This window comes from Proteus vulgaris (assembly GCF_023100685.1).
GTDB lineage: Bacteria > Pseudomonadota > Gammaproteobacteria > Enterobacterales > Enterobacteriaceae > Proteus.
Genome location: NZ_CP090064.1, coordinates 3650461 through 3664240 on the forward strand (window position 1 = coordinate 3650461; position 13780 = coordinate 3664240).

The window sequence follows — 13780 nt, forward strand, 5'->3', positions numbered from 1 at the left end:
AAAGTAAGAGAATAATCTGTTTAATTTATCGCGGATTATTCTCTTTTTTCATGGTATTAAATTTAATCTTGAGCTCAAAGCTTAAATTTCATAACCAAATTTAAATCTTTTGCTGGTTTTCCTGTTTCATAGCGCCATTGTTCCATAGCGTGAATAAGTGACAAACCAAAAACATCCACTAAAGGTGAATCTAACATCCTAATATTTTGTACATGCCCATTTTCATCAACATCAAATTTCGCCTTTAGTTCACCTTCAATACCTTGAAAATAAGCTTTTACAGGATAATTAGGTAATGGACGTGATAAATTCTTAGGGTGATTTTTAACCGTAAGATTTGGCTCTTTTATTTCACTTTGAGTCATTTTCTCTGGTTCATCAGCTAATTTTGGTTTCAGTAACAAATGAGATTGTTCATCTGACTGCATTGGTTGAGTCGCACATCCATTTAATAAAATAGTGCTGCAAAGTAAACTTAAAATAGCTAATTTTATTTTCATTTTTCGTTTCTAAAATAAGATTAAATATAAAAACACAATAACACATCTCATAATCATTTCTATTCTCAGATCTATATTTAGTTAAGAAAAACTGTGCAATTAATCCTATTTTAGCCATTTTATTTAAATCCAAGTCAGATCACATATTTATCTCTCACCCTTTCCATTTAACGCTAACGTTCAATATTGGATATCAAGATCTCAGTTTATTCAGCCCCATTATTTACAATACCCCACAGTGATAATTGGAGGCATGAATGAAAACTAAAAATAAAATCAATGTGCTAGAGCTTATTTCGCCAGAGATGAAACAAGTTATGCAATTTTATGCAGATAATCCGCAACCTGCACCAGAAAATGATGGCTATCCATCGATGCGGCTTGCTTATAATCAAGATAGGCGTTATTGGAATGCAGATGCGCCAGAGATGTTTAGCATACAAGATATTTCGGTTAGTACTTCTTATGGAAATGTATTAACGCGTCTTTATAAACCCAAAGAAAAAACATCCGCAACACTCTATTATCTGCATGGCGGTGGTTTTATTTTAGGGAATTTAGATACTCACGATCGCATTATGCGGCTGCTTGCCAGCTATACTGGTTGTACTGTTATTGGTATTGATTATTCACTATCACCAGAAGCGTGCTACCCTCAAGCCATTGATGAATCAGCACAGGTTTGTCAGTATTATCATCAAAATGCAAAACACTATGATATTAATACGCAACATATTGGTTTTGCTGGTGATTCTGCGGGAGCCATGTTATCACTTGCCACCGTATTATGGTTACGTGACAAACACATTCACTGTGGCAAAGTGAGTGCAGCTTTACTTTGGTATGGATTATATGGCTTACGTGATTCCACCAGCCGCCGACTTTATGGGGGGGAATGGGATGGATTGCGCCAGCAAGATCTAGAAGAATATGATAATGCATATCTAACCGCACTTGGCAGTCGTGATGCACCTTATTATTGCTTATTTAATAACGATTTAACGCAAGATATTCCACCTTGCTTTATCGCCAGCGCACAATACGACCCACTTATTGATGATAGTCTGACGCTATTTAAAACCCTGGAAGCGCATCAATTACCTTGTGAATATAAAATGTATTCCGGCACATTACATGCCTTTTTACACTACTCACGTATGATGAAAGTGGCAGATGACGCCATTCGAGATGGCGCTCACTATTTTGTAAAACAGCTGATCTTGTAAACCGTTATCTTTATAAAATGTCAGCCTATTAAAACTCAAGATTACGAATAAACCGATAATCCGCAGACGCCTCTTTCAGTCGATACAGACTTGCTGGGCGTCCTCTTTCTGCCCGTTTTTCTCCTGTATCAATCAATAAATCTGCTTGTTCGATGCGTCGTCTAAAGGATTTTTTCTGGATCTCTTTCCCAATCAGAATTTCATGAACATGCTGTAACTCAGGCAAGGTAAACACTTCGGGTAATGCAAATCCGGGAACAATTGAATAGAGTGATTTTTGCTTTAAACGCTCTCTGGCTTGTGCAATTAACTCTTGATGATCAAACGCTAAGCTTTGTTGTGTAACCTCATCAATCGGCAACCACATTACTGAATCCACTGTATCGATATGCGCTTCACAGGCTTGATGTGCAATCAACGCGCTATAACAAACCGTCACCGACCAACCTCTTGCATCACGCTGGCTATTTCCCACTGAACAGAGTTGCTCAATATAAGGGGGGATCACGCCCGTTTTCTCTTTTAATTTTCTTAGCACTGTATCTTCAAGACATTTGTCCTGCAGCTCATCGACAAATCCACCGGGTAAACCCCATTTTCCTTTTTCAGGATGCTCCCCTCTTTTCACCAACAACACTTTTAACTGCTCTTCATGATAAGTAAACAGCACGGCATCAACAGTGATAAGTGGGGATAGGAAATCACGGCGGTTATAACTGGCTAAAAAATCTTGTTCATTCATGGCGAAAGCTTTATTAGAAAACGATAAAGCTATTTTAAGGTTAAACAGTAAAAAATCAAATTTTGTCATAAAGACACTAAATCAGTTGACAGTAATAGTGTCTATAAGACACAATGCAATTATTGTCACAAAGACACTTAATAAGGAAATACTATGTTTAACTTAAATTATTTTAAAGCTGACTCATCAACATTCATCATTAAATCCGTGAATGGCAAAATCCGCCAACAAGGTAAAGGCTTAAGTTTTTGGTATAATTCAGCTACAACCTCCATTGCGGCATTACCTTTAAATGCACAAGAAGCACCATTTATTTTTAACTTCCAAACCGCAGACTTTCAGGGTTTACGCATTCAAGGGCAAATCTCATTTCAGGTTAAATCTCCAGAAAAAGCCGCAGAAGTACTCAACTTTAACTTGAGCAAAAACGGCAAATCTTATGCCTCAGAAGATCCACTCAAACTCAGTGATCGCGTTGTACGTATTGCACAAACCTTAATTCAAGCAAAGATCCAAAGTACCCCACTTAGAGAAGCGTTATTACTCAGCCAATCATTAGTCACTTTGGTGATGGAACAATTAGTTGAACATCCATCATTAGAAGCATTAGGTATTGCGATTTTGGATGTCTCCATTGCGGCGATCACACCATCACCAGAAACCTTAAAAGCACTAGAAGCTGAAGCGAGAGAATCCTTACTGAAAGAAGCCGATGATGCAATTTATGCGCGTCGTAAATTCTCCGTTGAACAAGAGCGCACCATTAAAGAAGCAGAATTAGAAACTGACTTATCGGTTCAACGTAAACGACAAGAAATTGAAGAAGCACGTTTAGAAAACGAACGTACATTATTACGCGAACAAGCTGAGATTGAAAAAGAACGCCTTGAAGCCAAAGTTAATGCAGAAGCAAAACGCAAAGAGCTGGTCGCGTTAAGTGCTGAAAATCAGCGAACACAATCAGAAGCTGATGCCTACGCCATTGAAGCCACCATGCGTGCTTACCGTGAATTGCCAGTTGAAAACTTAAAAGCCATGGCGCTAGCAAAAATGGACTCACAACAGTTAATGGCAATGGCATTTGAAACTTTAGCGCTTAATTCAGGGAAAATCGGCGAATTGAATATTACTCCTGATTTATTTAGCCAATTTATGAAAAAAGGCGGTAAATAATGCAACGTAACAACGATTTTCGCTTCGTGTTAGTGATGAGAAAAAGCCGTTTACAGGAATTGATCGAGCGCTTCAATACTTGGTCACAAGCCAAATTTTATTTAGAACACAATAATGTTGAGGTAAAGGATTACCTCAACGAACACAATCTATACCAAAAACAATTAACAGAAGCTGAGTTGATTTTAAAGTCACTAGGACGATTTCAGCTATTAGAACGAAATTTATTACCTAGCTATCAATTCTCACCCCACGATATTGTGGTGGTGATTGGTCAAGACGGGCTTGTGGCTAATACACTGAAATATCTCAACGGGCAGCCTATCATTGCAATAAATCCTGATCCATCAAGATGGGATGGTAAATTATTACCCTTTGAAATAGGACAATTAAAAGAGACAGTCATTAATACTATTAATCAAAAAATGCCATTTAAAACGGTCACTTTCGCGCAAGCGACAACCAATGATGGTCAATCTTTATTAGCCGTTAATGACTTATTTATTGGCCCTAAAAGTCACACCTCCGCACGGTATATTTTACAATGGAGCGGCGCTCAAGAAGCCCAATCCTCATCAGGCATCATTGTGTCTACAGGATTGGGATCAACGGGGTGGTTTCAATCCATTCTTGCAGGTGCAATGGCAATAACAGGAGAAGCTTCGCATCCTCTGTTACAAGGTTTTGATTGGGGTGTTCGAAAGCTACAATTTAGTGTCAGAGAGCCGTTTCCTAGCAGAACAACTGGTGTTGCACTGACTTTTGGCACTATTGAGCCTGACTCACCGTTACAATTAGAGTCTTTGATGCCAGAAAATGGGGTTATTTTTTCTGATGGCATCGAAGATGACTATTTACAGTTTAATGCCGGCTGCATAGCGCATATTGGTATCGCAGATATACAAGGGCAATTAATTAGCCAAAAAGGGCGTCAACGAATTTAACTTTAATGAGCGCTCTTTAATACCGTTTCAAGTCCTGAAATCATCACATCAAGGACAAATAAAAACGCAGCATCACCATTATCACTATCCATAATGGCAACAGCTTGAGTTAATAATGGCGGATAGTGAACAGTATTACACTCTGTTTTTTCACGCTCTTTTTGGCTTTCTTGGTGCTCTTGCGTTTCAAGAACTGAACCTAATGTAAAATGTGCAATAGAACTCAACGCATATACGGCTTGAGATAAACTAAATCCAGCATCACATAAAAACTGTAATTGTTGTTCTGATGTCTCAAACTGGCTTTCAGATGGGCGAGTTCCTGCATGAATTTTGCCACCATCACGATACATTAATAAGGCTTGGCGAAAGCTTTTCGCGTTATTTCGCAAAAAATCCTGCCATGTTTCATTAGGTAATGGCAAAACATGATGATGATGTTTTTGCAAAATAGTTTCTGCTAATGCATCTAACAACGCACGTTTATTCTTCACATGCCAATACAATGTAGGTTGCTCTACCCCTATTTTTTGCGCTAATTTGCGCGTTGTTAGGCCTTCTATCCCCACCTCATTAAGCAAAATTAACGCATTATCAATAACTTGTTCTTTATCTAGCTTTGCCATATCTACCTCAAAATAAAATAGCCTTGACAATCTATCACTGATAGAGATATTTTACACTCACTCTATCACTGATAGATTTTTTAGGATCTCAATGAATAAATCAATTATTATTATACTGCTGATAACCGTATTAGATGCCATTGGTATTGGGCTTATCATGCCAGTACTCCCTACGCTATTAAATGAATTTGTCAGTGAAAATTCACTCGCAACTCATTACGGTGTGCTATTAGCGCTCTATGCTACCATGCAGGTTATTTTTGCACCTATTTTAGGGCGGCTGTCTGATAAATACGGTAGAAAACCTATCTTGCTATTTTCCCTTTTAGGTGCAGCACTTGATTATCTCTTAATGGCATTCTCAACGACGCTTTGGATGCTCTATATTGGGCGTATTATTGCGGGCATCACCGGTGCAACAGGTGCTGTATGTGCATCAGCGATGAGCGATGTTACTCCTGCTAAAAATCGAACTCGTTATTTTGGCTTTTTAGGCGGTGCTTTTGGGGTTGGCCTGATTATTGGCCCTATGTTAGGTGGGCTATTAGGTGAAATAACTGCTCATACGCCATTTATCTTTGCGGCTATTTCACACTCAATATTATTAATACTCTCTTTGCTCTTTTTCCGTGAAACACAAAAAAGAGAAGCGCTTGTTGCAAATAACACGCCAGAAAACCAAACCACATCAAATTCAGTCACGGGATTTATTAAGAAAAGCCTTTATTTTTGGCTGGCAGCCTATTTTATCATCCAACTTATCGGTCAAATCCCTGCCACAATTTGGGTGTTATTTACACAATACCGTTTTGATTGGAATACGACATCGGTCGGTATGTCTTTGGCAGCTCTGGGTGTCTTACATATTTTCTTTCAGGCCGTTGTTGCTGGAAAATTAGCGCAGAAATGGGGCGAAAAAACCACCATTATGATCAGTATGTCTATTGATATGATGGGCTGTTTATTATTAGCGTGGGTAAGCCAAGTTTGGGTGATATTACCCGCATTGATCTGCTTGGCCGCGGGAGGAATGGGACAACCGGCATTACAAGGCTATTTATCAAAATCTGTCGATGATAATGCTCAAGGGAAACTGCAAGGCACACTCGTCAGTTTAACCAATATCACGGGGATTATTGGCCCACTCTTATTTGCCTTTATTTATAGTTATAGCATCGCTTATTGGGATGGTTTGCTATGGTTGATGGGAGCAATATTTTATGCCATGTTGCTGATTACTGCTTATTATCACCAAAGAAAAGTCACACCTAAAACTGTTATTTCAGCCTCTTAGTACTAAAAAATTATAAAAATCATAAAAGTCCTATCCACTATTAATCGCGTTGATAGGACTTTATTTTTATCGCAATTAATAAGTCACTTTCACCCAAGGCTTACTGGCTGCGATCATAAACATCGGTGTTGAGCGATAAAGGACCTTACGTTTTTCATCATACACTCGCTCATTAATATTGGTTAAACAAGTCAGTTCTGAATAACCAAGGGTAACTAATGTATCAAGATCCCATTGAGGCCTAATTTTTTGACACATTGGCATACTTTTACGGTAATCGAGCATCGCATCGCTATAACCTGCAGGCTTTTCATTAAACAGTGCGGTATAGGCTTCAATATCTTCACTGTTTTTCTGATTTAAGGCTTCATCAAATAAATAGCGATTCCAGTTAGCATCAAAAATCAGTGTTCTTGCTCCCGGTTTTAAGACACGTAACCACTCTTTATAACCTTGTTTTGCATCTAATAACGTCCATGCCACATTACGACTAATCACCAAATCAAAGTGATCATCTGGGAAAGGTAGGCAATGGCTATCCCCTTGCATCACTTCAACATCAATGTGGTAGGCTTCAAAGTTTTTCTTCGCAACATCAACCATCGCATCTGTGCAATCTATTGCCGTCACTTTGTGTCCTGCTTTCGCCATAATAATAGAGAAAAAACCAGGGCCCGTTCCTACATCTAGTACCTTTAATTTGCCTTGTTGACCGCAATATTCATGAATAATATTCAGCCACGCTTCTCGCTGAAAACCGTTTAATTCTAGTTGGATCAAATTACTGTAATTTTCAGCACCCTCTGTCCAATTTTTTAATAATTTATCTTTTGAGTCCTGCATAACAAACCTATCAGTATGTAAACTAAAATGAATAAACAAAATCATGGCGCTGCAAAGATCTTATAAAGATAGCTAAGAGCGCCGTAGAGACTATTTTTCAGATGTGTGAGGTACAGTGAGTTTTTCCCACGCAACAGGTGCGTAATTGTTCACGCCGACTTCAAAATTAGCCACTTTCTTAGGATTAATAGCAAAATTGGTGACGGGGTGATAAACCGGTGCAGTGATCGCCTCTTCGCTAATAAAAGTCATAATACCGTCATAGCCTTTTTGGCGATCTTCTTCATTTAATGTCGCTAAGTTTTTATAAATCATGGCAGAGAGATTTTCGTCATACCATGCTTTAGCTTGCTGATTATTCGCTTGGATATCGTAGATCTCAAGCATAGAGCTATGAGGCATCCATGAGTCAGAAGCGGTACGCATTAAAGCCATATCAAAATCTTTCGATTCCAATGTAGATTGGGTATAACCATTACGGTCGAGTATTTTTAAATTAACTTGAATACCCGTTTGCGCTAATTCCGCTTGAATAAATTCCGCAAGGGTTTTCCATTCAGGGAATTCATCGGTTGTCAGTAAGAAAGAAAACGATAAAGGCTTACCCTCTTTTTCAAAAATACCTTGGGCATTTTTGCTATATCCTGCTTCAATTAATAATGCCTGTGCTTTATCTTTATCCCCCGCTAAGGTGTAGTTATTTTTTGCATTAGCATAAGGTACTCCTGATTGATACATACCAGTCGCCTCTTTACCAATATGGTTAAAGAGATCTTCTGCAATACTTTTTTTATCAATAGCGTAGTTAATTGCTTGGCGAATACGCTTGTCTTGTAACTCAGGAGTCCGTTGATTAAAGGCAATAAAGTGAGAACTTAGCGTATCCGCAGTAAATGTCTCAAACTTTTTGTCTTGTTCCAATTCCTGAATATTTCCCATTGGAATTTTTCCAATCAAATCACCGCCAATAATATCGACTTCACCACTTTGCAAGGCAAAAACACGTGCCTGACCGTCAGGAACAACTTTAAAGATAATGCGATCTAACTTTGGTTTTTCGCCCCAATAGTAAGGATTTGGTACCAGTGTAAAGCTTTTATCTTTTTCATAGCTTTCTAGCATCCAAGGGCCTGTTCCGACTGGTTTCGTAAAGGTTTTACCATCCTCACCTAACGAAGCTGGGCTTAAAAAACGTACAGGTCGAGGATAGGTCATTTCCATTAAAATAGGATAAGAAGGATTTTTGTAAGTAATACGCACCGTATGTTTATCAATGGCTTCCATTGAGTCCACTAATGTGGCGGTAATTTGGCTATAACGAGGATTATTCACCCAACGCTTTAAATTAAAAATAACTGCATCGGCATCAAACGGGGTACCATCTGAAAACTTCACATTTTCACGCAGTTTAAAAGTATAGGTTTTGCCGTCTTCTGAAATATCCCAACTAGTTGCTAATGTTGGAATAATCTGACCTTCACCACCATCTTCTGTTAAACCGTCATAAATCATTTTAAAGACAAAATGAGGTCCGTTATAACTGGCAGCATCAAGCATATTCATCGCACCATCACGATAAATAGCAACAACGACTTCTTTTTTCTGCTCAACTTGAGTGGTGTTTTCTGTTGGTTTTTCATCATTACAGCCCGTTAATGCTGTTATTGAAAGAAAACCAACCAATAAAGTTCGGTGTATTAATTGTTTAAACATATTCTTTTCTCTTTCCATCTTATTGTTATTAATGCGTTATTTTATGGCATGCAACCCAGTGGTCAGATGCAATTTCTATCAAAGGAGGATTTTGTTGCTTACAGATATCTTGCCGATTTAAACAACGATGGTAATAAGGGCAACCTGTCTGTGTTTTAGGTGCATCGGTGTAGATCTGTTGCTTAAAAGGTGTGCGTTGTGAAGGATGAGTTGGCAATACTGCAGACAATAAAGTCTGGCTATAAGGATGTTGAACACAGTTATCCATTTTAGGAATAACTTCAACAATATGACCAAGATACATCACAATAATCCGATCACTCACAAAGTTAACCGCAGAAATATCATGAGAAATAAACAGATAAGTGAGTTGTAATTTCTTTTTAAGTGTATTAATTAACGTCAGTATTTGCTGTTTTAACGCAAAATCAATACTAGAGACAATTTCATCACACACCACAAATTCTGGCTCCAGCACTAATGCTCTTGCGATACCAATACGCTGTTTTTGCCCACCTGAAAGCGCATCAGAATGTCTTGATAAAAAAGAGCCGTCTAATCCAACTAATTCTAATGTTTTACCGATAAGTTGCTGTCGCTCTTGGCGAGTCAGATTTTTATAATTAATAAGTGGCTCAGCAATAATTTGTTCTACGGTAAAATAAGGATTAAACGCATCTGCACTGGCTTGAAAGATCATTTGCATATTTTGGCGAATTTGACGCATTTGTTTAAAACTAAAATGCGTGATCTCTTGCTTTGAAAAGGTGATAACCCCTTTATCACTTTGTTCTAATTTCAGTAATAATTTACCAAGCGTTGTTTTTCCACATCCAGACTCTCCCACAACACCCAACGTTTCACCCCGATAAATACAAAATGAAGCATTAGCGACGGCACAGGTCGTGATCCCTTTTTTTTGATAATATTTAGCGAGATTTTTTACTTCGATTAATGGCATCTTATTCCCCCTGCTTTATTGTTGAAAATAAACGCTGGGTATATTCATGTTGAGGCTCATCAAAAAGTTGAGACACACTGCCTGAACTCACAATATCACCTTGATACATCACATAAACGTTATCAGCCATTTGTGCCACAATGCCCAGATCATGAGTGATCAGCAAAATCGCGATCCCTAATGATTTCAAACGATCAATTTCATATAAAATAGCGGCTTGCGTGGTGAGATCTAAAGAAGCCGTTGGCTCATCCGCAATAACCACTTGCGCCTCCGATAACAACCCCATCCCCACCATAATGCGCTGGCACATACCGCCACTTAACTCAAATGGATACTTGTTTAACAACTCATCTGCATGACTTAATCCAAGCCGAGATAAAATATCTTTATATCGTTGCCGCTTTTCTGTTTTCGATTTTTTTCGCCATAAAGGAGATAGTGATTCAGCAAAGTGTTTTTCTATTTTGATGGTAGGATTTAAGGCACTTCTTGGCTCTTGGAAAATCATGGCAATTTTCTGCCCACGAATATTTCGCCACTGTCTTTCACTTTTATTCGAAATAACATCACCTAATAAGGTGATTTCACCAGAGACAACTTTTCCAGGTTTATCCACTAAATTCATTAAAGAGAGTGCAGTGGCTGATTTCCCACTTCCTGATCCACCAATCAGTGCTGTTATTTTTCCAGCATAGAGCTCAAGATTAATATTGTTCACCGCCACAAATTCACTCTTTTGTTGCTGAAAAACAGTTGTTAGCCCTTTGACGGATAAAACAGGTTTAATACACATATTAAATCTCCTCCTGTTTTTTCAAATCTAAGGCTTTGGCATTGTTTTGTAAGACATCATTTAACCCTTCACCAATCATATTCAATGCCCAAACTGACAACATAATGGCGAGTGCGGGATAGATAATCATCATGGGATATTGCGTCATATATTGTCGGCTATCACTTAACATCACCCCCCAATCCGCAATGGGCGGTTGTGAGCCTAAACCGATAAATGAAAACGCCGCAACGTGGGTAATAACCGCCGCAATACGTAATGTGGCAAGAACAATAATGGATGACATAGCATTAGGAATAATGTGATGAAAGATAATACGGCGATGAGGCGAACCGACAGACACGGCGGCTTGAATAAAATCTTTCTCTTTTAAAGCAATAACAGAGCCTCGAATAATACGGGCAAAAGGCGCCCACCACAGAGCAATAAAGACCAATAAAATTGTCATTAAACTAGGGCCAGTGATCCCAATGGCTGCCAATGCTAACAAACTTGATGGAAATGTTGAGGCTATATCAACAAGACGCATGATCAAGTTATCCATTTTACCTCCCACATACCCCGCTAAAATTCCTAACGGAATACCAATACTGAGCATCAATGCCGTAGCTAATACAGCTGTAGAAAGGCTGGTTCGAATACCATAAATTAAGCGAGAAAAGACACAACGCCCTAATTGATCGGTTCCTAGGGGATAATCAAAACTGGCACTCATTAGTTTCAATTTAACATTAGTCAGATAAGGATCATGAGGGGCTAAATAAGGCGCAAAGATCCCCAAAATAACCAAAAATAGAATGATCACAACACCTGTCATAGCTAAACGTTGTTGTAAGAATCGCTGTAGGAAATTCAGTTGCATCGCGATCACTCCATCATTATTTTTGGATCGATAAACACATACAACACATCGATCAATAAGTTAATAACAATGTAGGTCACCGCCACAACAACAATATAACCTTGAATAACCGGTAAATCTTTAAGGCGAATACTGTCTACAGCAAATTTACCAATACCATTCCATGAAAAAATGGTTTCACACGCAAATTGTCCACCTAACAACTTACCAAAGTTCACGCCAATTAACGTAATACAAGGTAAAACGGCATTTTTTAAGCCATGACGAAAAAGGGCTGCTGTTTTACCCAGCCCTCTCGCCCTTGCAGCTCGAATATAATCTGTATAGCTCACCTCAATTAAGTTATTACGTAAAATACGGGTATACATAGCAGCATAACCAGCACTGAGCGTTAAAGCGGGTAAGAGAATATTTTGCATACTGTCACCAGCAATAACAGGAGCAATATGTAGCTGGATAGCAAAGATATACAGCAATAATAATCCGAGACAAAAATCAGGTAAGGTCGCAGCCATTGTCGTTAAAAAACGAATACCATGGTCAATCGGTGTATCTTTAAAACGGACCGATACTAATGCGATAGGAACACATAAAATGATAGCAAAGAGTGTAGACACCAATGCTAATTTTAACGTTGCAGGAAACCTATCCATAATTTCTTGGCTAACAGGCAAACCTGATTGAATAGAGGTACCAAAATCACCTTGTAAGGTATGTGCTAACCAACTTAAATATTGAATATACAAAGGTCTATCTAATCCAAGCTCTGTTCTCACCGCAGCAATACTATCAGGAGTTGGAATGATCCCTTTGCTTCGTAAGGTAATTTCTGCGATATCACCTGCTGAAATATGACTTAGTATAAATGCCAATATACTGACAATAATAAGCATAGGAACAACTTGGATAAGTCGTTTAAAAATAAAGCGTTTAAAGTTCATTTTATGATTTATTATAATGATAGAGTTGGCGTTTAATAACTTAAAACCAAAGTATAGTGATTAATCTTTGACGAACTATTGATATAACACGTTATTTATTCAATTTCTTTATAAAAATAAAAAATAAAATTTTTATATTACATAACATTCAAAGATAATTATTTATATTTTAAAAGTGATTATAATCAAAATTATATTTTGAAGTTTAGAAATAACACCACTTTATTTAGATTTTATTTATGTCATTTTAAATCAATTAATTACAACAAACACCACAGAATGAAATAAGTATAAAGTAATTTTAAAATAGCATTATTAATTTTTAACATCTGTTTAAATGAAAGAAATGATAGTCATCCCAAAAGATATCAATAAAGAATGAACAATTAAATATTAACAATGCTTATCAATAAAAATAATTTATTAGAAAATAATTTTTATTATTATTAATTAAAATAATAAAGCTTTCCCTGAATGGTCAATTTTATCTCAATTAAATACGATTAAATGACGAAATAAAATTGATATAAATACACTGACATTCAAAAATAGTATTTGCTATTTCTACATTATTCGATTATTAGACCTTTTTATTTATTTTCGGCTAAACACAAAATAAAGAAAGTCGACAACAAGAAAAAGCATCATCAATTCAGCTATTGGCTTTATTAAAAAATGCTATTTTTAGTTAATAATCTATCTTCATTATAAACACTATAATTTATATAAGATTGTATATAGCGCATTTTGATTACATAGTTATCTTATGATAAATTTTTTAACTATATTTATTCAAGTAACAAAACAAATATTTTATTATTTTTTTACTTTTTATTTACATTGTTTAATCGTTAAATTGATAAAAACAAAATAATGTTGTTATTAAGTTTAGTTCTATTCAAATAAGAATTACTTGCAAAGACCATTATATATTGTTTTAGATCAATATAGGTTAGTCTTTTTTAGATGATTACTAAAAATAGTTCTAATTTTTTTATTCCTGCTATGTAATTTTTCGTACAAACCACCAAAACAAGTCCAAAAAAGACGAGTTTCATTTAATTATTTCTTAATAAATGAATTCAACGGTGTAAAAAAGTGTACAAATGTAAAAAAATGTTTTTTTATATAACGTTAATTACTTATTAACATATAAAAT

The 13780-nt window shown here is 36.8% G+C and carries 13 protein-coding genes; 4 read left to right on the forward strand and 9 right to left on the reverse strand.

What is annotated here, in order from left to right:
* Nucleotides 1–74 precede the first annotated feature (74 nt).
* Entirely contained in the window at nt 75–500 is a 426-nt protein-coding gene (locus tag LW139_RS17445; protein WP_166539613.1) for a TonB family protein, read from the reverse strand.
* A 257-nt stretch (nt 501–757) separates the two neighbouring features.
* On the opposite strand from LW139_RS17445, the gene aes reads away from it, so the two are divergent.
* A complete protein-coding gene (aes, locus tag LW139_RS17450; protein WP_109409160.1) occupies nt 758–1726 on the forward strand; it encodes an acetyl esterase in 969 nt (322 codons plus the stop codon).
* Nucleotides 1727–1754: 28 nt separating this feature from the next.
* On the opposite strand, the gene LW139_RS17455 is transcribed toward aes, so the two are convergent.
* Nucleotides 1755–2468 (reverse strand): NUDIX hydrolase, encoded by a 714-nt coding sequence (locus LW139_RS17455; RefSeq protein WP_247850308.1) that lies wholly within the window; start codon nt 2466–2468, stop codon nt 1755–1757.
* Between the two features lie 153 nt (nt 2469–2621).
* On the opposite strand from LW139_RS17455, the gene LW139_RS17460 reads away from it, so the two are divergent.
* Entirely contained in the window at nt 2622–3641 is a 1020-nt protein-coding gene (locus LW139_RS17460) for an SPFH domain-containing protein (RefSeq protein WP_166539615.1), read from the forward strand.
* Entirely contained in the window at nt 3641–4585 is a 945-nt protein-coding gene (locus LW139_RS17465; protein ID WP_109409162.1) for a sugar kinase, read from the forward strand. Before LW139_RS17460 ends, LW139_RS17465 begins: the two co-directional genes overlap by 1 nt.
* A gap of 2 nt (nt 4586–4587) precedes the next feature.
* Here the strand turns inward: LW139_RS17465 and tetR(H) are convergent, their stop codons facing one another.
* Nucleotides 4588–5211: a tetracycline resistance transcriptional repressor TetR(H) gene (tetR(H), locus tag LW139_RS17470; protein ID WP_166539616.1), complete on the reverse strand. Its 624-nt coding sequence runs from the start codon at nt 5209–5211 to the stop codon at nt 4588–4590.
* Between the two features lie 91 nt (nt 5212–5302).
* On the opposite strand from tetR(H), the gene tet(H) reads away from it, so the two are divergent.
* The gene (gene tet(H), locus LW139_RS17475; RefSeq protein WP_166539617.1) at nt 5303–6505 is read left to right on the forward strand and encodes a tetracycline efflux MFS transporter Tet(H); all 1203 of its coding nucleotides are present in this window, start codon (nt 5303–5305) and stop codon (nt 6503–6505) included.
* A 75-nt stretch (nt 6506–6580) separates the two neighbouring features.
* Here tet(H) and LW139_RS17480 read toward each other — a convergent pair whose 3' ends face one another.
* The 6 genes from LW139_RS17480 to LW139_RS17505 all read right to left on the reverse strand — a co-directional run bounded on the left by LW139_RS17480 (nt 6581) and on the right by LW139_RS17505 (nt 12621).
* Entirely contained in the window at nt 6581–7348 is a 768-nt protein-coding gene (locus LW139_RS17480; RefSeq protein WP_166539618.1) for a class I SAM-dependent methyltransferase, read from the reverse strand.
* A gap of 90 nt (nt 7349–7438) precedes the next feature.
* Nucleotides 7439–9061 carry an ABC transporter substrate-binding protein gene (locus LW139_RS17485; RefSeq protein ID WP_247850309.1) on the reverse strand — a complete coding sequence of 541 codons (1623 nt, stop codon included), beginning with the start codon at nt 9059–9061 and terminating at the stop codon, nt 7439–7441.
* 28 nt (nt 9062–9089) lie between these two features.
* Nucleotides 9090–10022 (reverse strand): oligopeptide/dipeptide ABC transporter ATP-binding protein, encoded by a 933-nt coding sequence (locus LW139_RS17490; protein ID WP_166539620.1) that lies wholly within the window; start codon nt 10020–10022, stop codon nt 9090–9092.
* Between the two features lies 1 nt (nt 10023).
* Nucleotides 10024–10818 carry an ABC transporter ATP-binding protein gene (locus LW139_RS17495; protein WP_166539621.1) on the reverse strand — a complete coding sequence of 265 codons (795 nt, stop codon included), beginning with the start codon at nt 10816–10818 and terminating at the stop codon, nt 10024–10026.
* 1 nt (nt 10819) lies between these two features.
* Entirely contained in the window at nt 10820–11680 is an 861-nt protein-coding gene (locus tag LW139_RS17500) for an ABC transporter permease (protein WP_247850310.1), read from the reverse strand.
* Nucleotides 11681–11685: 5 nt separating this feature from the next.
* Nucleotides 11686–12621: an ABC transporter permease gene (locus LW139_RS17505; RefSeq protein ID WP_166539622.1), complete on the reverse strand. Its 936-nt coding sequence runs from the start codon at nt 12619–12621 to the stop codon at nt 11686–11688.
* Nucleotides 12622–13780 lie beyond the last annotated feature (1159 nt).